The following is a 19874-nucleotide window of genomic DNA, read 5'->3' on the forward strand; positions in this document are numbered from 1 at the left end:
TCGCCCCTGAGGTCCGGCCGCGCACGCCTGCGGCCTGTCCATTCCTTCCCAAGGCCCCGGCCGGGAGGCCCGCGCACGTCCATTGACGGACAGGTGCCGGGCTTCTTTCGGCCGCCATGAAAGAAGCCCGCCATGCAACACATCATCACCCCGCTGCGCGCCACGCACGCCGCCCCACGCGCCAGCACATCCCGCACCAGCACACTGCAGCTGGCACTGCAAGCCGCCATTGCGGCACGCCACACCGGACAACTGCACGCCCTGCTGCAGCAGCACGGCCCCGACCTCTTCGCCCATGCCCTCGTGGCGCTCACGCAGCGCCAGCAGGCCGACGTTCTGTCCCTGCTGGCGGCGCAGGAGCGCGCCGAGGTGTACCGCCATCTGCCCGCCCATGCCCGGCGCCAATGGCTGCAGTCGGCCACCGTGGCCCGCCTGCCACTGCGCCGCCGCCTGCTGTGCGCCTGCCAGCGCAACTGGCACTGGCTGCGCAGCACCCTTCGTTCGAGCCAGGCCTGAGCCACCGGGGAGGTCACCATGAAAAACCTCAAGCACCTGTTCCAGGCCTTTCTGCGCAGCCGCCACGCCCTGGGGCTGTTCCGGCGCAACGCCCTGCCCTCGGGCACGGCAGTGCACCGCTCGGTGTCGCCTGCCCTTACGCGGGAGTTGCTGCGCGCCTCGCGCGATGACATCGCCACCGTGCTGGCGCGCACCGGCTCCAGCGAGGACGGATTGACGCGCGAGCAGGCCCGTGCTGCGCTCACGCGCTTCGGTCCCAACGAGGTGGAGCACGAAAAGCCCCTGCCCGGCTGGCTGCACCTGTGGTACTGCTACCGCAACCCCTTCAACCTGCTGCTGACGCTGCTGGCCGTGGTCTCTTATGTCACCGAGGACATGAAAGCCACGGTGGTCATCGCCTCCATGGTGCTGCTGTCCACGCTGCTGCGCTTTGTGCAGGAAGGCCGTTCCAACCGCGCCGCCGCGCGGCTCAAGGCCATGGTCAGCAGCACGGCCACGGTGCTGCGCCGCAACGGCGGCCCCCATCTGCCGGCCGACGCCGAGGCCCCCGACGCCCAGCACAGCGGCTTCGGCCAGCAGGCGCGCCGCTACGAAGTGCCGCTGTACGAGGTCGTTCCTGGCGACTTCGTGGTGCTGTCGGCCGGCGACATGATTCCCGCCGACTGCCGCGTGCTCAGCGCCAAGGACCTGTTCGTGAGCCAGTCCGCCATGACCGGCGAATCCCTGCCCGTGGAAAAGCGCCCCGACGCGGGCGCCTCGAATGGCGCAGGCGTGCTCGACGCCAGCAACCTGCTGTTCATGGGCACCAACGTGGTCTCGGGCACGGCGCTGGCCGTGGTGCTGACCACGGGCAACCGCAGCTACTTCGGCACCATCGCCACAAGGGTCACGTCCAATGAGCGTGCGCCCACGGCCTTCGAGACCGGGGTCAACAGCGTCAGCTGGCTGCTGATCCGCTTCGCGGCCGTGATGGTGCCCGTGGTGCTGCTCATCAACGGCTACACCAAGGGCGACTGGGCCGAGGCCTTCCTGTTCGCGCTGTCCGTGGCCGTGGGCCTGACGCCCGAGATGCTGCCCATGATCGTGACTTCCACCCTGGCCAAGGGCGCCGTGGTGCTGTCGCGCCGCAAGGTCGTGGTCAAGCGGCTGGACGCCATCCAGAACTTCGGCGCCATGGACGTGCTGTGCACCGACAAGACCGGCACGCTGACCCAGGACCGCATCGTGCTGGAGCGTCACACCGACGCCTTTGGCCAGCCCTGCGACGAGACGCTGCGCTTTGCCTTCCTCAACAGCCACTACCAGACCGGCCTGAAGAACCTGCTGGACCGTGCCGTGCTCGAGCATGTGGAACTGCACACCCAGATGCGCGTGGCCGAGGACTACCGCAAGGTGGACGAAATCCCCTTCGACTTCGAACGCCGCCGCATGTCCGTGGTGGTGGCCGAGCGCAACCACCACCACGAGCTGATCTGCAAGGGCGCGGTCGAGGAAATCCTGGGCGCCTGCACCCGCCTGCGCGAGGGCGACAGCACGCGTCCGCTGGACGAGGAGCAGTTGGCCCGCGTGCGCCGCGTGACGCGCGAGCTCAACCGAGAGGGCCTGCGCGTGGTCGCCGTGGCCATGAAAGAAGTGCCGCCGCAAAAGAGCGACTACGGCGTGGCCGACGAGTCGGAGCTGACCCTGATCGGCTACATCGCCTTCCTGGACCCACCAAAGGAAACCACGGCCGAGGCGCTGGCCGCCCTGGCCGCGCACGGCGTGGCCGTCAAGCTGCTGACCGGCGACAACGAGCTGGTGGCCGCCAAGGTCTGCCGCGATGTGGGCCTGCCCGCAGACCATATCATCCTGGGCACACAGATCGAGCACATGAGCGACGAGAAGCTGCGCCAGACAGTGGAGCAGTTCCAGCTGTTCGCCAAGCTCACGCCGCTGCACAAGGAGCGCATCGTGCACGCGCTGCGCGCCAACGGCCACATCACGGGCTTCATGGGCGACGGCATCAACGACGCCCCGGCCCTGCGTGCGGCCGACATCGGCATCAGCGTGGACAGCGCCGTGGACATCGCCAAGGAAGCCGCCGACATCATCCTGCTGGAGAAAAGCCTGATGGTGCTGGAACAGGGCGTGATCGAGGGCCGGCGCACCTTCAGCAACATGCTGAAGTACATCCGCATGACGGCCAGCTCCAACTTCGGCAACGTGTTCTCGGTGATGGTGGCCTCGGCCTTCATCCCCTTCCTGCCCATGCTGCCGCTGCATCTGCTGGTGCAGAACCTGCTGTACGACCTCTCGCAGATCGCCATCCCCTTCGACAATGTGGACGACGAGCTGGTGCGCCAGCCGCTGCGCTGGAACCCGGCCGACCTGGGCCGCTTCATGGTGTTCTTCGGGCCCATCAGCTCGCTGTTCGACATCCTGACCTTCGCGCTGATGTGGTTCGTCTTCGCGGCCAACACGCCCGAGCAGCAGACGCTGTTCCAGTCGGGCTGGTTCGTCATCGGACTGCTCACGCAGACGCTGATCGTGCACATGATCCGCACGCCCAGGATCCCCTTCCTGCAAAGCCGCCCGTCCTGGCCGCTGCTGCTGGCCACGGCGGCCGTGATGGCGGCCGGCATCTTCCTGCCGATGGGGCCGCTGGCCGGCTACTTCAAGCTGGAGGCGCTGCCGCCGGCCTACTTCCCGTGGATGATTGCCATATTGCTGGGCTACGCTTGCCTGGCCACGCTGCTCAAGCGCGTCTACATCCGCCGCTACGGCTGGCAGTGACGCTCCCTTCAACACATTCACCAGGAAAGCCCGGAACCCCATGCAGGCCCTCCAGAACTTCAACCCCGGCGCCATGCTGGACACCTTCGTCAGCCTGACCACGGCCTTCGTGTTCGGCGCCCTCATCGGCCTGGAGCGCCAGGTGCGCCAGCGCACGGCGGGGCTGCGCACCAACACCCTGGTTGCCGTGGGCGCGGCCGTCTTCGTGGACCTAGCCGTGCGCCTGGGCGGGGCCGAGGGCGCCACGCGCGTGGTGGCCTACGTGGTCTCCGGCGTGGGCTTCCTGGGTGCGGGCGCCATCATGAAGGAAGGGGCCAACATCACCGGGCTGAACACGGCGGCCACGCTCTGGGGCTCCGCCGCCGTGGGCGCCTGCGCGGGCGCCAGCCTGGTGGCCGAGGCCGGCCTGGCCACGCTGTTCGTGCTGGCCAGCAACACCTTGCTGCGCCCTGTGGTCAACCGCATCAACCGCCGCCCGGTGAATGACGAATCCACGGAATCGACCTACTACGTCTATGCCATCTGCCACCGGGGGGCTCAGGGTGATGTGCGCGAGCAGATGCTGGAGCTGCTGGAGAACGCCAGCTACCCCGTGCGCGGCGTGGAAACCCATGCCTTCGGCCCGCAGGACACCGAGATCGAGGCCATGCTCTACGCCACCTCGGTGGACTCCGACGAGCTGGACAGCGTGATCGCCGCCATCGAGGCCCTGCCCGGCGTGCTCCAGGCCTTCTGGAACGCCGGCACGGAGGAATGAGCCGACAGGCCTGCGACGCTCAGGATGCGTCGTCGCCCGGCACCGGCAATCCGAGATGGCGGTACGCCGCCTGGGTCGCCATGCGCCCGCGCGGCGTGCGCTGCAAAAAGCCCTGCTGGATCAGATAGGGCTCGATCACATCCTCGATGGTGCCCGATTCCTCGCCGATGCTCGCCGCGATGTTGTCCAGACCTACCGGGCCGCCGTCGAAACGGTGCACCACGGCTTCGAGCAGCTTGCGGTCCATGATGTCAAAGCCCTGAGGGTCCACATCAAGCATGGCTAGCGCCTTGTCGGCAATCTCGCGCGTAATGCGGCCGTCGCCCTTGACATCGGCATAGTCGCGCACGCGGCGCAGCAGGCGGTTGGCGATACGCGGCGTGCCACGCGAACGGCGCGCGATCTCGAAGCAGCCTTCCTCGTCAATCGGCGCATTGAGCAGTCCAGCGCTGCGCCTGACGATGCGCGAGAGTTCCTCGGAGGTGTAGAACTCCAGCCGCGCCACGATGCCGAAGCGATCGCGCAGCGGATTGGTGAGCATGCCGGCTCGCGTGGTAGCCCCCACCAGCGTGAAGGGTTGCAGGTCCAGCTTGATGGAGCGTGCGGCCGGGCCTTCGCCGATCATGATGTCGATCTGATAGTCCTCCAGCGCGGGGTAGAGGATTTCCTCGACCACCGGGCTCAGACGATGAATCTCGTCGATGAACAGCACATCGTTGGGCTCGAGATTGGTGAGCAACGCCGCCAGATCCTTGGGCTTTTCCAGCACCGGGCCGCTGGTCTGGCGCAGGTTCACGCCCAGCTCGGCAGCGATGATGTGGGACAGCGTGGTCTTGCCCAGGCCCGGCGGGCCGAACAACAGCACATGATCGAGCGCCTCGCTGCGCTTTTTGGCAGCGCCGATGAAGATCTCGAGCTGCTCTCGCGCCTTGGCCTGGCCTACGTATTCGTGGAGTTGCTTGGGGCGCAGAGCACGCTCCAGCGCCTCTTCGCCCTGGGACGAATGCCCGGCCGAAACCATGCGCGGCACAGCCGCCTCGGGGTCGGCGGCCGCGCTTCTGGCCTTGCGTGCAGGTGCGGGACTGGCCGCAAATTCGTCCACATGAATCGTCATGACGGCAATTGTGCCCCAAGCACGGCCGAAGCACTGATTAAAAATACAGGGTCAAACAAAATCCCACAGTTGCAGCACAGCCGGCTGGACGCTCGGCCCCGGGCTTTGCGCACAATGGCGGCAAAGACCTCAGGAGCTTTTTCATGCGTATTCACACCCTGGCCTGCACGGCCGCCCTGTTTTGCCTGTCCGTCTCGGCCCAGGCCGCGCTCAAGCCCGGCGATGCGGCCCCGAGCTTCAAGACGCCCGCCGCCGTGGCCGGCAAGGCCTTTGACTTCGATATGGCCGAGGCGCTCAGGAAAGGGCCCGTGGTACTGTATTTCTTCCCCAAGGCCTTCACCCAAGGCTGCACGCTGGAAGCCCATGCCTTTGCCGAAGCCACGCCCCAGTTCGCCGCGATGAAAGCCACGGTGGTGGGCATGTCGCATGACGATATCGACACCCTCAAGCGCTTTTCCACCGAGGCCTGCCGCGACCAGTTCGCCGTGGCCTCTGACCCGAAGGCCCTCACCATCAAGGCCTATGACGCGGGTGCTGCCGCCAACCCGGCCAGGGCCGACCGCATCTCCTATGTGGTGGGCCAGGACGGCAAGGTGAAGTTCGCCCTTGTCAGCAGCGACCCGCTGGCCCATGTGGAGCAGACCAAGGCAGCCGTCAGGCAGTTGCAGGGGAAATAGGCCCAGCCGGGCCCTGTCCCTGTATCACTGCGCCAGCCAGTTCCCGATCTGGCTGCTGAAGGTCCGGTCGAAGCGGCTGTAGACGTCGGAGCCGCCGCTGACCGTGCACGAGCTGCTGCCGCCGGACAACGTGCCCACGACGCGTCCGCCCACAAACATGGCCGAGCCGCTGCTGCCGCCTTCGGTCACGCCCTTGCTCCAGCCGACGTTCACGAAATCGCTCTGGGCATTGCCCGGGCTGCAGGTGATGCTGCCGGCGCCCAGGCTGCAGTTTCTGTAGCTCTGCACCTGTCCTTCGCTATATTTGAGCAAGTCGCCCTGCGGATGATGCAGGCCGTAGATGGCCGTCCCCGTCACCGCCGTTCCTCTCGCATCCCAGCCGGCCAGCGTCGCACCGGCCGGCGGCACTTCATTGAGTCGCATCAGCGTGGCATCGGTCACAGCGGTCGAATACAGCAGCGTGGCGCCGCGCTGCAGCGCCGAGGTGCTTGCATTCGGCTCGAAGCTATTGCAGCTTGCCGAACGGAAAAACCAGTCCGTGCGCAGCGAAGTGGCAGCTGCCTGCGTCGAGATGCAGTGACTGGCCGATAGAAAATACGGCGTGTAGTCCCGCTTGGTATTGTTCAGCAGGGAGCCCGTGCAGTAGTAGTAGCGGTTGTCGGGGCCCACATAGGTCATGCGCGCCACGGCATTTCGCTCGATCGCGTACTGATCGGCGCAGCTGGCATCGAGCTCGCAACCAGCGGCATCGCCCACATTTCTAGGCACAGGGCTATCGCGCAGCTCCAGCTCCACGGGCAAGGCCAGGTTGACATAGGCATGGGTGAGCGTGGGAATGGCAATGCGCAGCTGCGATGTCGGCAGTCCCGCAGGCAGTGCAATCTCCAGCGTGACCTCATCGGCACCCAGGTCGGGGGTCCACCAGATGCCAGCCGCCCAGGTGTCACCGTCGATGCGACGGTTGCGCGCAATGGCCTCGTTGATGGCCTGGCCCGTGGTCTCGAACCCGGTCTTGCTGCGATCCTTGCGGTACAGCCTGAGCTCGGCGGTATCGGGCATGGCATCGACCACCAGGCCCAGCCGCAGGCCATGGGCACCGGCCGAGGTGATGCTGATCGCAGCCACCTGACCACCCTCCGGGGTCTTGGACCAGCGCAGCGTGCGTGCCATATCGCCTGCGGACTGCAACGAAGACAGCGCCCGTGGCGCCCCTATCTGCATGGGCACACCGGGCATGGGCATGACCGGCGATGGCGCGTCGCTCCACTGCGGCAATGCCAGATCGACGGCCTTGGGTCGAACGGCCACGGATGACACGGCCACACCTCTGGCCGAAGCCGCAGTCTGGGCGGCAGGCACTATCAGCGAATCCAGCACATAGGCCGTGGGCGGACCCGGCGGAGGACTGGTCTCTGCGACGCCCGCACCATTGCCGCCGCCGTTACCGACACCTGCGCCGCCAGGGCCCGGGTCCGGAACACTGCCTCCGCCCCCTCCGCCGCCGCAAGCGGTCAGCACCACCAGCATCAGGCTTGCGCATAGAGAGGGAATGCGCCTGCCCTGTATCCACCAATGCATATCGTGTTCTCCTGCAGTTCACGATCGGACTGGCACAGGGCCAGCGAAGCTATTTGGTCAAAGCCTTGAGCGCGAGCTTAATGCCCTCGCTCACCCCTACATCGGGTGGGAGTTTCTTGAGGGCGGCCGAGGCCTCCTTGTCCGAGTAGCCCAGAGCCATCAGTGCCTGCTGAATATCGTTCTGGTCGTTGTTATTGGCAAACAGCGACTGCGCACCGGTATCCGCGCCGATCTTGCCCTTGAGCTCCAGCAGCAGACGCTCGGCGGTCTTCTTGCCGATGCCGGGCACCTTGACCAATCGCCCTGCTTGCTGCTGCGATACCGCGTCCGCGAGATCATCGATGCTCATGCCGCTGAGCACGGCCAATGCCATGCGCGGCCCTATGCCGGTGATCTTGATGAGTTCGCGGAAGGTCTGGCGCTCGCGGGCCGTACCGAAGCCGAACAGCAACTGGGCGTCTTCCCGTACCACAAAATGGGTCAGCAAGGCCACCTTGGCACCATTGGCAGGCAGGTTGTAGAAGGTGCTCATGGGCACCTGCACCTCATAGCCCACACCGGCACAGTCCACCAGGACTTCGGGCGGGTTTTTTTCCAGCAGCGTTCCAGTCAATTTGCCTATCATTGAAATCCTTTGCCGCACCGTGCGGCGATTCTTTTGAGAAATTATCCGCGTGATCCTGCGCCATACCTTCACACCCCATAACAATACGCGCCTGACCCATCTCTGCGGCCCGGCAGATGCGCATCTGCGCACCATCGAAATCGCGCTGGGCGTCAAGATCGCTCACCGCCACGAGCAGTTCAAGATCGACGGCCCCAAGGCCAAGGCCAATGAAGCGCTGGAGCTGCTTCAGGCTCTCTATGAGATCGCCGACTACGTGATTGCAGAAGATACGCTGCAGCTCATGCTGGCCGGCGATGTCGAGATGCTGGAGGCCGACCTGACGGCACCGCAATTGACCACGCGCCGTGCCGATCTGCGCGCCCGCACGCCCAACCAGGCGCTGTATCTGGAAAACATCGCCAATCACGACATCAGCTTCGGCATCGGCCCGGCCGGCACGGGCAAGACCTATCTGGCCGTGGCCTGTGCCGTGGACGCGCTGGAGCGCAGCGCCGTGCAGCGCATCGTGCTGACCCGGCCCGCCGTGGAAGCCGGCGAACGCCTGGGCTTTCTGCCCGGCGACCTGACGCAGAAGGTGGACCCCTATCTGCGCCCGCTGTACGACGCGCTCTACGATCTGATGGGTTACGAGAAGGTGCAGAAGGCCTTCGAGCGCAATGCACTGGAAATCGCGCCGCTGGCCTTCATGCGCGGACGCACGCTGAACAACGCCTTCGTGATCCTGGACGAGGCGCAGAACACCACGCCCGAGCAGATGAAGATGTTTCTGACCCGCATCGGCTTTGGCGCCAAGGCCGTGGTCACGGGTGACGTGAGTCAGGTCGACCTGCCCAAGGGCGCGCCCAGCGGCCTGGTCGATGCCGAGCGCGTGCTCAGGCGTGTCAAGGGCATCTCCATCAACCACTTCACCAGCGCCGACGTGGTGCGCCACCCGCTGGTGGCCCGCATTGTGGACGCCTACGACGCACGCGGCCGCGTGTCCGAAGGCACTTCGGCCCCCAAGCACCGCAGCAGCCCCCGTTCGGCCCGCCCGCTGCCAACGGCAGACGAACTTTAATCAAAATCAATAGCTACTAGCGCTTACCTCATAAGGGCTAAAAGCCAAAATGACCTTAAATCAACTGCAACTATCGCTGCAATTCGGTCCCAGCGCCGAGGCCGCTGCCCATCGCGAACTGCTGAGCCGCAGCCGCGTCACGCGCTGGATCCGCCATGCGCTGGCCGTGGATGCCGAGATCACCGTGCGCATCGTGGACACAGAGGAAGGCCGCAAGCTCAATCGCGAGTACCGCAAAAAGGACTACGCGACCAATGTGCTGACCTTCGACTATCAGCAGGAGCCTTGCGTGATGGCCGATCTTGTGCTCTGCGCCCCCGTGGTGGAGCGCGAGGCCCAGGAACAGAACAAGAGCCTGGAAGAGCATTACGCCCATCTGCTGGTGCATGGCACGCTGCATGCCCAGGGCTGGGACCACGAGACCAGCGAGGAAGACGCCGAAGAGATGGAGGCTTACGAGACCGACATCATGAAGGAACTGGGTTACGAAGACCCTTACGCCAAATAATCCGCGACCACACCGGCCATGATCATCCCCCACTGGCGCCGCCCCCTGACCTGGCTGATGGCCTGGGCCCTGGTGGCCATTGCGGGCGCAGGCTGGCTCGTGCATGCGCGGTTGCTGGCCCTGGAGGATGCATTCGTGACGGATGCGCGCATCGTGCACCGGCTGCTGAGCCAGCGTGCCGTGCAACACGATGCGGTGATGGCCATGCTGCCCCTGCTGCAGCCACCTGCGGAAGGCCACAGTGCCAAGGTAGCCTTGCCGCTGCCGCGCCTGCCTGCTGCCTATCCGCAGATCATCGAGGTACTGCGCCGTCTGCCGGACAGTAGCTGGCCGGCTGACTGGCCTCATGACCTGGGTGCCGCGCTGGATATGGCCGAGGCCCGCTCGCTGCAAAGCGGCCATGCCGAACTGGCCCGGGCCGACCTGCCCAGAGGCCGGGTATGGCTGGCGCTTGCCGGCCCAGCCGCCGACCACGCCCTGCTGCTGGATTTGCATGCCACCATTCCCTGGGACGAGTGGCCCATGGATGCACAGACCAGTCCAGTGCGCGTGCGACTTCAGTATCAGGGACAGGCCTTTACCGTGCAGGCCGGACGGCAACTGGAGCGCGGCTGGAATTACGACTTTCACAAGCTGCTGGCCTCGCAGAGCCAGCCCTTCGATGTGGTGCTGGAGCGCGACGTAGGCTGGAGCGAGCTGCCCTGGACCACCATGCTGGCCTGGGCGGCTGCCAGCGCTGCGGCACTGGCCGCACTGCGCACCCTGCTGCGCCAGCGCGTGGCCGCACGCCGAGCAGAAGAGCTGTTGCGTCTGGGTCAGGTCGCCCGTCTCAACCAGCTCGGCGAACTGGCCGCGGGTATGGCACATGAACTCAACCAGCCGCTGACCGCGCTGCTGGCCAATACCCAGGCGGCGCAGCGCCTGCTGGGCGATGAGGAGCCAGATCTGGACATGGCGCGCCATGCCATGAGTCAGGCCGTGGCCCAGGCAAGGCGCGCCAGCACCGTCGTGGGACGCCTGCGCCGCGTGGTCGAGCGGCCCGATCTGTCAGGCCAGGTCCAGACTCTGCCTCTGTCCACTGCCGTGCATGATGCACTGCACCTGCTGGAGCCCGAGCTGCGCCGCCGCAGCATTGCCGTGCAGGTGGATGCTCCCGCAGACCTGCCGGCCGTGCGTGCCGAGCCTGTGGCCTTGCAACAGATCATCCACAACTTGGTGATGAACGCGCTGCAGGCCATGGAGCAGACCGAGCCCGGCCAGCGCCGCTTGCGCCTCACACTGAGCCCCCAGGGCGCGCGAGTCCTGCTGAGCGTGCGCGACACCGGCCCCGGCGTGGCGCCCGAAGCGCGAGCGCGCCTGTTCACCCCGTTCTACACCACACGCTCCGGCGGCCTGGGATTGGGCTTGTCGCTGTCGGAAAGCCTGGCGCAGGCGATGGGAGGCGAGCTCACTTTGGCGCCCCCCTCTCCTTCGCCTGCCGACGGGCCTGGGGCCGAATTCCATCTGCAGCTCCCGCTGGCCCACCTGCCTTGAACGCGACATGACCTCTTCCCTCTCGCCCCTGATTCACCTTGTGGACGACGATGCCGCCGTGCGCGACAGCCTGGCACTGCTCATAGGCACGGTGGGCCTGCGCGTCCAAACCTGGTCCGACCCGCATGTCTTTCTCGCCGAGTTCGACCGCAGCGACGTGGGCGCCATCGTGCTCGACGTGCGCATGCCTGGCACCAGCGGGCTGGCGGTGCTGGACAGGCTGGTGGCGCAAGGGGTGGATCAGCCGGTGATCATGCTCACGGGCCATGGAACCGTGGAGATGTGCCGCCGCGCCTTCAAGGCCGGGGCTGCGGAATTCCTTGAGAAGCCGGTCGATGACGAGCTGCTCATCGAGGCACTGCAGGCCTCCGTGCGCCAGCATGTGCGCTCGCGCGAGCGCCACCAGGCCGACCGGCAGGCGCGCGAGCGCTATGCACAGCTCTCGAGCCGCGAATGCGAGGTGCTGGGCCTGATCGTGGAGGGACTCACCAACAAGGAGATCGGCCGCGCGCTGTCGCTCTCGCCGCGCACGGTGGAGACCCACCGCGCCAACCTGTTCGCCAAGCTGGAGACCGACTCGCTGGCCATGCTCATCCGGCGCTACGCGGCCCTGGTCGAGGACGCCGCTCCGTAGTTCTACGGAGGTAGGCGCGTAGCCGGCCGCATGGACGCCCGGGTGGCGTTTTTCTACAGTTGCGTTCATACCCATCCACCCGGAAAAACGTATGAAACACACTCTGACACTTGCCGCCCTGACTCTGGCCACCCTGACTGCCGGCACCGCCAACGCCCAGGCCGTGCGCACGGAAAAGAATATGTCGCTGGAGCTGGCCAACCAGATCGCCGCCCAGTCCGTTTCGGCCTGCGCCGCCAACAGCTATGCCGTGACCGCCACCGTGGTTGATCGCGCCGGCGGCGTGCGCGCCGTGCAGCGTGCCGACAACGCCGGCCCACACACCGTGGAAGCCAGCCGCGAAAAGGCCTTCACCTCGGCATCGGCCAAGGCGCCAACGCTTGCCATCATGGAAAACTCCCAGAAGAACGCCGGCGCAGCCAACCTCAAGGACATCCCCGGCTTCCTGCTGCTGGGCGGCGGCGTGCCCGTGAAGGTGGGCAACGAGGTGATCGGTGCCGTGGGCGTGGCCGGTGCCCCCGGCGGCCATCTGGACGACCAATGCGCACAGGCCGCCCTGGCCAAGGTGCAGGACCTGCTGAAGTAATCGGATCTAGGATTTTTCGTGAAATTGCAACGCATTGTCCCCCTGCTGATCCTGGCTGCCGCTGGCAGCGCTTTTGCCGACGATCGCTACTACGGCGCCCTGCGGATCAATTCCGCACGCTATCAAGCCCACGACATGGACTCCAGCGCCCGCCCCGGCCTGGGCCAGTTCGTGCCTGGCGACGAGGCGAATACCGCCACAGGTGGCTCTCTGGCCCTTGGTTATCAGCTCCCGTCGAACTGGCGCGTGGAAGCCGAGTACACCCTGCCCAAGAACAATGAGTTCACCAGCGGCTCCACCCGCTTCCCCACCAGCTTCAATCACCACCAGATCCGCTCGCAGCGCCTGATGGTCAATGCATACAAGGATTTCCCCCTGAACGCCCGGTTCTCGCTGTACGGAATGGCCGGCCTGGGTCTGGCCCGTCTGGAATCCAGCGGCTGGCAGGGCAATCCGGGCCGTCAGTACATCAGCGACACCCAGAGCAATCTGGCGTATTCCGTGGGTTTTGGCGTCAGCTATTCGCCTGTCCAGAAGCTCAGCATCGACCTGGGCTGGCGCTATGTCGACATGGGCAAGGCCAAGAGCGGTGCCAACAACTTCGCCAACGTCCGCGGCCTGCAGGACGAGCAGATGCGTGCCAAGCTGACGGCCAGCGAAATCTCGATCGGCCTGCGTTACAGCTTCTGACCCAGTCCTTTCGAGCAACAGAAAAGCGGCCCTCGGCCGCTTTTTCTGCTGGTGCGTAAAGCCGTTTACTCGACGCTCAGGCCAATGCTGCGCACCAGTTGGGCCACGCGCACATCTTCGGTCCTGATCTGTTTGGCAAACACTTGTTGGCCCTCCCCCACGGGGGTGATGCCTTGCTGCAGCAGGCTCTTGCGCAGCTCGGGGTCCTTGAGCGCCTTGTCCGTGTCCTGGGCGATGGCCTGGACCACGGCAGCGGGCGTGCCCTTGGGTGCGAACAGGCCGAACCAGGCACCGGCCTCAAAGCCCTTGTAGCTCTCGGCCAGGGTCTGCACCTGGGGCAACAAGGCATGGCGCTGCAGGCCGGACACGGCCAGCGCCGTGAGCTTGCCGCTCTGGATCTGGGTGAGCGCCGGAGCAACAGCAATCAGCATCACGTCGACCTGGCCGGCCAGCACATCCTGCAGGCCCTGAGGTCCACCGCGATAGGGAATATGCGTGGCGAAAAAGCCTGCGCGCTGCTTGAACTGTTCCATGGCCAGATGCTGGGCACCGCCCGTTCCCGAGGAGGCGTAGTTGATCTTGCCCGGGTGGGTCTTGGCGTAGGCCACAAAGTCCTGCAAGGTCTTGAAGCCCTTCCTGGGATTGGCCACCAGCACGAAGTCGGACTGGCCCAGCTTGGTCACCGGCACCAGATCGTTCTTGACGTCATAGGGAAGATTGCGCTGCACATTGGGCATGATGGTGATGGCGCTGTCGCCGCCCACCAGCAAGGTGTAGCCGTCGGGCTGTGCCTTGACCACGGAGTCCACGGCCGAGACACCGCCGGCCGCGCCCTTGTTTTCCACCACGATGGCCTGCTTCCAGTCCCTGCCCACCAGATTGCCCACCTGACGGGCCAGCAAATCCGGAGCGCTGCCCGGACCGTTGGCCACCACCAGCTTGACGGAGCGTGCCGGAAACTCCGGCTGCTGGGCCATGGCTGCGCCCGATACACAGCTTGCGGCCAGCAAGGCCCAAACGGTGCGGGAGAAGAAACGGGGCAGATTCACGGCAAAACTCCTTAACTAGGGAGTTGATTGTCAAAACAATCACTTATTCCTCAAAATACTGTTTTTACATTCTTTTATTTCTAAAAATAATTAACCACACAAGAAGCGAGATAGGCCATCGCCTAAGATCGACACCGACAACAAGGCGCAAAGCCGACAGAGAAAATCAGGAGACAAGAACATGGAGAACCTGGGCCACCTCGCCCTTTTGCTGGCCGCAGCTTTCACGGCTGGCGCGCTCAACGCCGTCGCCGGTGGCGGCAGCTTTCTGACCCTTCCTGCGCTGGTCTTCACCGGCGTGCCGCCCGTGATTGCCAATGCCACGGGCACCGTGGCCCTGCTGCCAGGCTATATCGCGGGCGCCTGGGGCTTCAAGGACGATATGCAATCCCCGCCGGGCCTGTCCATGAAGCAGGTGGTGGCGCTGTCCCTGATCGGCGGCTCCGCCGGTGCGGCGCTGCTGCTGTTCACGCCCGACGCAACCTTCCGCAAGGTCGTGCCCTGGCTGCTGCTGGCCGCCACCGCCATGTTCGCCTTCGGCCCGCAGCTGCGCGCCTGGGCCTCGGGCAAGAATGCCGCCCACACCGCCACATCGGCGACCAAGGCCGCTGCAGGCATGCTGATCGTGGCCATCTACGGCGGCTATTTCAACGGCGGCCTGGGCATTTTGCTGCTGGCCTTGTTCGGCCTGCTGGGCCAGACCTCGCTCAACGCCATGAACGGCATGAAGAACCTGGTCTCGGCCCTGCTGACGGCGATTGCCGTGGTGATCTACGCCGCAGGCGGCATTGTGGAGTGGAAGCTGGCCATCGTCATGATGGTGGCCGCCACCCTGGGCGGCTATCTGGGGGCCCGCGTGGCGCGCAAGATTGCACCCCATGTCCTGCGCTGGGGCATTGTGGCCACGGGGCTGGTGATGGCAGGGCTGTTCTTCGCCAAAGGCTGAAGCGCCGCCCAAAGCAAAAAGCCTTCTCGGAGCGAGAAGGCTTTTTTGTGAGCACGCAGCGCTTGATAGATAAACGCTAGAGGCCAACCTGACTGATATTTTCAGAGCAGACGAGCCTTGACCGTCTTGCCCTTGACCTTGCCTGCATTGAGCCTGGCGCAGGCCGCCGAGGCGATCTTGCGGTCCACGGCCACATAGGTGGAAAAGTCGTTGACGCTGATCTTGCCGATCTGGTCGCGGCTGTAGCCGAAGTCCGCGCACATGGCGCCCATCACGTCGCCAGCGCGAATCTTCTCCTTGCGCCCGCCGATGATCTGTATGGTCATCATGGGTGGCAGCAGTTCGCCACCGGCAGCGGGCGTGAGCTCGTCCACAGGGAAGAATTGCGAAGCACGGCCTTGCAGCTGCTCGATCTTGCCCACGCTGCCCATCTCGTCCATGCTGACCAGATTCAGCGCCAGCCCTTCGGCATCGCCGCGGCCCGTGCGGCCGATACGGTGAATATGCACCTCGGGGTCGGGCGTCACGTCCACATTGATGACGGCAGACAGGTCGGCGATGTCCAGACCGCGCGCCGCCACATCGGTGGCGACCAGCACGCTGCAGCTCTTGTTGGCAAACTGCACCAGCACCTCGTCGCGCTCACGCTGCTCCAGCTCACCGAACAGGGCCAGAGCGCTGAAGCCCTGGGCCTGCAGCTCGCTCACCACATCGCGGCATTGCTGCTTGGTATTGCAAAAGGCAATGCTCGATTCGGGACGGAAGTGTGCCAGCAGCTTGGCCACCGTACTCACCTTTTCTCTGCTACCCACTTCGTACCAGCGCTGCTCAATCTTGTTGCTGCTGTGCTGGGTCGCGACCTTGACGGTCTGCGGATCGCGCATGAAGCGGCTGGCCAGCGAGGCAATGCCATCGGGGTAGGTGGCCGAGAACAGCAAGGTCTGACGATCCGCCGGGCATTGGCGCACCACGGTTTCGATGTCGCCGAGAAAGCCCATGTCCAGCATGCGATCGGCCTCGTCCAGCACCAGGGTCTTGAGGTTGCCGATGTCGAGCTTGCCGCGCTCCATCAGATCCATCACGCGCCCGGGTGTGCCGACGACGATGTGCGCGCCGTTTTCCAGCGAGGCGATCTGGTTGCGCGAGGGCACGCCGCCATAGACGGTGACGACCTTGATATTGTCCTGCGCACGCGCCAGGCGGCGGATTTCGGTCGCGACCTGGTCGGCCAGCTCGCGCGTGGGGCACAGCACCAGGGCCTGGACGGCAAACCAGCGCGGGTTCAGACGGTCGACCATGGGCAGGCCGAAGGCCGCGGTCTTGCCGCTGCCCGTGCTGGCCTGGGCGATCAGGTCCTTGCCCAGCAGGGTCAGCGGCAGGCTGGCAGCCTGGATAGGCGTCATCTGCGCATAGCCGAGCTGCTGGAGGTTGGCCAGCATTTCGGGGGACAGGGGCAGCGCCGAGAAAGCGGTGGGATCAGAGGCCTGGGCGGCGCTGGTGGAGGTATTCATGGGTCGCAATTATCCGGGGACTGCGAACAGCAAGTTGCCTGAGTGACTATTCACACGGGTTGTCCCTCTCAAGCTCTCTGCAGCCATGCGCCTAGGCTGAAAAGTACGGCCTTTGCCAATCGCAGGCCGTCATGCCACTCCAAACAGCCAACAAACATGCACCCTCAACTTGCCCGCAGCTTCTGCGCCATTGCCACAGCCATCTGCTCCCTAAGCGCCAGTCCCGTCTGGAGCGCCGAGCTAGACCCGCAACCTATCAAGCCCGAGCTGCAACGCCTGATCGGCCAGATGTACCCCGGCATGCGCAGCATCTATGAGGATCTGCATGCCCACCCCGAGCTGGGTTTCCAGGAAACCCGCACCGCCGCCAAGCTGGCTGCCGAAATGCGCAAGCTGGGCTTCGAGGTCACCGAGGGCATTGGCAAGACCGGCCTGGTCGCCATCTATCGCAATGGCGCGGGTCCCACCGTCATGGTGCGCACCGAGCTGGACGCCCTGCCCATGGAGGAAAAAACCGGACTGCCCTATGCGAGCAAGGCCAAGGCCCAGTACAACGGCAAGGAGAGCTTTGTCGCCCATAGCTGCGGCCACGACATGCATATGACCAGCTGGCTGGGCACGGCGCAGGCGCTGCTGGGCCTGAAGAACCAATGGAAGGGGACGCTGATGTTCGTCGCCCAGCCGTCCGAGGAAACCGTGACAGGAGCCAAGGCCATGCTGGCCGACGGTCTGTTCCAGAAGTTCGGCAAGCCCGACTACGCCTTTGCGCTGCATACCGGCTCCATGCCTTATGGCACGGTGGGCTATGTGGCCGGGCCGGCGACCTCCAATTCGGACTCTCTGGACATCACTTTCCATGGCCGTGGCAGCCACGGCTCCATGCCGGACAAAGGCATTGACCCGGTGCTCATGGCCTCGCGCTTTGTGGTCGATGTGCAGGGCGTGATCAGCCGCGAAAAAGACCCCATGGAATTCGGCGTGGTTACCGTGGGTGCTTTCAATGCAGGCAGCGCGGGCAATATCATTCCCGATCAGGCGCGGCTGCTGGGCACCATCCGCAGCTACAAGAGCGAGGTGCGTACCAGAATGCACGAAGGCATAGAGCGCACAGCCAAGGCCGAAGCCGCCATGTCGGGCGCTCCTGCACCCGAGATCAAGCTGCTCAAAGGCTCGGATGCCGTGGTCAACGACGCAGCACTGGTCGGCCGCACGGTCAAGCTGTTCAAGGCCGCGCTCGGCGACCGGAACGTGATCCCCATCCCGCCCATCACGGCCAGCGAAGATTTCTCGGACTTCATCAATCAGGGTGTGCCATCCATGTTCTACACCCTGGGCGTGTACGACCCCAAGAAGGTGGCCGAGGCCAGTCAGCCCGGTGGCAAGCCCCTGCCCTTCAATCACTCACCCTTCTTCGCCCCAGAACCCGAACCCACGTTCAAGACCGGCGTGGAAACCATGACCCTGGCGGTCATGAACGTGATGCAGTAATCGCAAGCCAGCCCCGCCATCGGGGCTGCGCCTTGCCTTCAGCGCGTCACTGCATCTGCTGCAGATTGCCGATGCGCACCAGCATCTCGGTGAACATCTGCATGTCCGTGCGCAGATCCGGCAGCTCCTGGTACTCCAGCGCATTGTGGGCCGTGTACTTCTTGCCGGGCATCGCCGGGCCGAAGTTGATGGCATTGGGCATCAGCTTGGCCGTAGTGCTGCCTGCGGTAGGCACGGGCTTGGCGTCCAGCCCCGTGGTGTCGCCAAAGATATTGAGCAGGGTACTCAGCCACGCGCCCTTGGGGTCGCGGGCCATCCAGTTGCCTTGCGTGTACTGCACGCTGACCGGCACCTTGGCCGCATCGCTCCAGCGGGCAATGCCCTGCTCCACCGCAGCGCGCAGCTGCTCCGGCGTCTTGCCTCGCGGCATGCGCGCATTGGCCGTCACCTCCAGCTTGCCGTCCACGGACTTGATGAGATTGGGCGACAGCGTGAGCGGCCCCATGAAATCATCGGCATAGGCAATGCCCAGCTGCTTGCCCAGATAGTCCAGGCCGAACACGCCATTGATATAGCGCACGGCCTGGCTGTACTGATTGGGCTGCAGCAGTGCCGCGCCCTGCTCCGGCATCAGGCTCTGCTGCAGAAACAGCGCCAGGCGCGGCACGGGATTCACACCTTCCTCGGGGCGCGAGCCGTGAGCGGATGCACCGCTGACCTTGACCGTGACCATGCCCTCTGCGCGCTGCACATCGATGGAGAACTTCCCCTGAACCTCGTACCGGCGCACAAAGTCGTCCTTGTCCTTGGACAGCCGCTGCGCGATCAGATCCAGCGCAGCCACATCGGTGGCGGAGACGGTGGCGGAGGCCGTCTGCGCAATGGAGTTGGCCGAGGCGGCGCCGGCCATGGCGGTGATGGCAGGCTTGGCGGCATCCACGGCGACATCTGCAAACAAGGCCTTGAGCGCGCCCGTGCCCTTTTCAGCGACCACGGCCGGGTACTTGCTGTCCAGCACGATGTTGTACTGCGGCAGCGAGGTCTTGCTCTGGTAGTACTTCATGGCATCGCCGCCGGTTTCCTCGGTGGTCTCTATCATCAGGCGAATGCTGCGCGACAGCGGCAGACCGCTGTCCTTGACTGCCTTCATCGCATACAGCACGGTGGCGATGGAGCCCTTGTCGTCAATCGTGCCGCGCCCGTAAAGCCGGTCGCCCACGCGGGTGACCTGGAAAGGATTGATCTGCTTGCCGTCCAGTATCCACTCGGCGGCCACCACCGGCACCACATCGGCATGGGTCAGGATGCCGAACTCGGCGGCCTCGCTGGCGCGGCTCGCCGCATTGGCAGGCAGTGTCACCTCAAAGATGCGGTTGTCCACATTGCGAAAGCGCAGCCCGAACTCGGCAGCCATGGATGCAACGAGTTTGCCGAAGTCCAGGATGGCCGGACTCTCATGCGCAGGCACCTTGGAATCACGCACCGTGGGCAGCGCCACCATGCGCTGCAGGCTTTCCAGCACCGCTGTCTCCTGGGTCAGGCGGTTGTACACCCCCAGCAACCGGGCGATATCCGCGAGTTCGCCGTCCGACAGCGTCTGGCCGCGCGTATAGCGCTGCACGGCAGCCGCCACGCCAGGCTCGGCCCTGGCGGCCTGTTGCGCAAAGGCCTTGAAGGATTCGGACGGGGTCGCAGCGGACGATGCGATCAGTGCGTCCAGCGCGGGTTTCTTCAAGGTCTGCGCCTGGATGGGCAGACTGACGCCTGCCAGACCGAGAATCAGGCCGGCGGCGATGAGGGGCAAAGAGGGCTTGCAGGATGGCTTCATGG

At 65.1% G+C, this 19874-nt stretch carries 18 protein-coding genes; 12 read left to right on the forward strand and 6 right to left on the reverse strand.

Translation table 11 applies throughout. The features are described 5' to 3' along the window. Positions 1 to 132 precede the first annotated feature (132 nt). The 3 genes from CTR2_RS24855 to CTR2_RS24865 are packed head-to-tail and all read left to right on the forward strand — an operon-like array spanning position 133 to position 4045. Positions 133 to 516 (forward strand): hypothetical protein, encoded by a 384-nt coding sequence (locus CTR2_RS24855; protein ID WP_087080180.1) that lies wholly within the window; start codon positions 133 to 135, stop codon positions 514 to 516. 18 nt (positions 517 to 534) lie between these two features. Further along, positions 535 to 3288 carry a magnesium-translocating P-type ATPase gene (gene mgtA / locus CTR2_RS24860; protein WP_087080178.1) on the forward strand — a complete coding sequence of 918 codons (2754 nt, stop codon included), beginning with the start codon at positions 535 to 537 and terminating at the stop codon, positions 3286 to 3288. Positions 3289 to 3328: 40 nt separating this feature from the next. Beyond that, positions 3329 to 4045 (forward strand): MgtC/SapB family protein, encoded by a 717-nt coding sequence (locus tag CTR2_RS24865; protein WP_003068744.1) that lies wholly within the window; start codon positions 3329 to 3331, stop codon positions 4043 to 4045. Positions 4046 to 4064: 19 nt separating this feature from the next. Here the strand turns inward: CTR2_RS24865 and ruvB are convergent, their stop codons facing one another. Further along, on the reverse strand, positions 4065 to 5159 hold the full coding sequence (ruvB, locus tag CTR2_RS24870; RefSeq protein WP_087080176.1) for a Holliday junction branch migration DNA helicase RuvB: 1095 nt from the start codon (positions 5157 to 5159) through the stop codon (positions 4065 to 4067). A 143-nt stretch (positions 5160 to 5302) separates the two neighbouring features. On the opposite strand from ruvB, the gene CTR2_RS24875 reads away from it, so the two are divergent. Next, positions 5303 to 5836: a peroxiredoxin gene (locus CTR2_RS24875; protein ID WP_087080174.1), complete on the forward strand. Its 534-nt coding sequence runs from the start codon at positions 5303 to 5305 to the stop codon at positions 5834 to 5836. A gap of 24 nt (positions 5837 to 5860) precedes the next feature. On the opposite strand, the gene CTR2_RS24880 is transcribed toward CTR2_RS24875, so the two are convergent. Beyond that, positions 5861 to 7414, reverse strand: a complete 1554-nt coding sequence (locus CTR2_RS24880; RefSeq protein WP_087080172.1) for a trypsin-like serine peptidase — start codon at positions 7412 to 7414, stop codon at positions 5861 to 5863. A 49-nt stretch (positions 7415 to 7463) separates the two neighbouring features. Then, positions 7464 to 8039 carry a Holliday junction branch migration protein RuvA gene (ruvA, locus tag CTR2_RS24885; protein ID WP_012839968.1) on the reverse strand — a complete coding sequence of 192 codons (576 nt, stop codon included), beginning with the start codon at positions 8037 to 8039 and terminating at the stop codon, positions 7464 to 7466. Positions 8040 to 8088: 49 nt separating this feature from the next. Here ruvA and CTR2_RS24890 point away from each other — a divergent pair, with 49 nt between their 5' ends. The 6 genes from CTR2_RS24890 (at position 8089) to CTR2_RS24915 (ending at position 13050) form a co-directional block, all read left to right on the forward strand. Next, on the forward strand, positions 8089 to 9099 hold the full coding sequence (locus tag CTR2_RS24890) for a PhoH family protein (RefSeq protein ID WP_039050090.1): 1011 nt from the start codon (positions 8089 to 8091) through the stop codon (positions 9097 to 9099). Between the two features lie 49 nt (positions 9100 to 9148). Continuing rightward, complete coding sequence (ybeY, locus tag CTR2_RS24895; RefSeq protein WP_087080170.1) at positions 9149 to 9607, forward strand: rRNA maturation RNase YbeY; 459 nt, start codon at positions 9149 to 9151, stop codon at positions 9605 to 9607. 18 nt (positions 9608 to 9625) lie between these two features. Further along, positions 9626 to 11140 (forward strand): sensor histidine kinase, encoded by a 1515-nt coding sequence (locus CTR2_RS24900; RefSeq protein WP_087080168.1) that lies wholly within the window; start codon positions 9626 to 9628, stop codon positions 11138 to 11140. 7 nt (positions 11141 to 11147) lie between these two features. Continuing rightward, complete coding sequence (locus CTR2_RS24905) at positions 11148 to 11774, forward strand: response regulator transcription factor (RefSeq protein WP_003068724.1); 627 nt, start codon at positions 11148 to 11150, stop codon at positions 11772 to 11774. Between the two features lie 91 nt (positions 11775 to 11865). Then, complete coding sequence (locus tag CTR2_RS24910; RefSeq protein ID WP_039050092.1) at positions 11866 to 12360, forward strand: GlcG/HbpS family heme-binding protein; 495 nt, start codon at positions 11866 to 11868, stop codon at positions 12358 to 12360. An 18-nt stretch (positions 12361 to 12378) separates the two neighbouring features. Then, positions 12379 to 13050 (forward strand): outer membrane protein, encoded by a 672-nt coding sequence (locus CTR2_RS24915; RefSeq protein WP_087080167.1) that lies wholly within the window; start codon positions 12379 to 12381, stop codon positions 13048 to 13050. Between the two features lie 65 nt (positions 13051 to 13115). On the opposite strand, the gene CTR2_RS24920 is transcribed toward CTR2_RS24915, so the two are convergent. Continuing rightward, positions 13116 to 14099 (reverse strand): Bug family tripartite tricarboxylate transporter substrate binding protein, encoded by a 984-nt coding sequence (locus tag CTR2_RS24920; protein WP_087080165.1) that lies wholly within the window; start codon positions 14097 to 14099, stop codon positions 13116 to 13118. A gap of 181 nt (positions 14100 to 14280) precedes the next feature. Between CTR2_RS24920 and CTR2_RS24925 the strand changes: the two genes are divergently transcribed. Continuing rightward, positions 14281 to 15045, forward strand: a complete 765-nt coding sequence (locus CTR2_RS24925) for a sulfite exporter TauE/SafE family protein (RefSeq protein ID WP_087080163.1) — start codon at positions 14281 to 14283, stop codon at positions 15043 to 15045. Between the two features lie 101 nt (positions 15046 to 15146). On the opposite strand, the gene dbpA is transcribed toward CTR2_RS24925, so the two are convergent. Continuing rightward, entirely contained in the window at positions 15147 to 16556 is a 1410-nt protein-coding gene (gene dbpA, locus CTR2_RS24930) for an ATP-dependent RNA helicase DbpA (RefSeq protein WP_087080161.1), read from the reverse strand. Between the two features lie 156 nt (positions 16557 to 16712). Between dbpA and CTR2_RS24935 the strand changes: the two genes are divergently transcribed. Further along, a complete protein-coding gene (locus tag CTR2_RS24935; RefSeq protein ID WP_087080159.1) occupies positions 16713 to 18044 on the forward strand; it encodes an amidohydrolase in 1332 nt (443 codons plus the stop codon). Positions 18045 to 18090: 46 nt separating this feature from the next. Here CTR2_RS24935 and CTR2_RS24940 read toward each other — a convergent pair whose 3' ends face one another. After that, complete coding sequence (locus tag CTR2_RS24940) at positions 18091 to 19872, reverse strand: dipeptidase (RefSeq protein ID WP_087080157.1); 1782 nt, start codon at positions 19870 to 19872, stop codon at positions 18091 to 18093. Between the last annotated feature and the right edge of the window lie 2 nt (positions 19873 to 19874).

Origin of the sequence: Comamonas thiooxydans (assembly GCF_002157685.2) — a bacterium.
Lineage (GTDB): Bacteria > Pseudomonadota > Gammaproteobacteria > Burkholderiales > Burkholderiaceae_C > Comamonas > Comamonas testosteroni_H.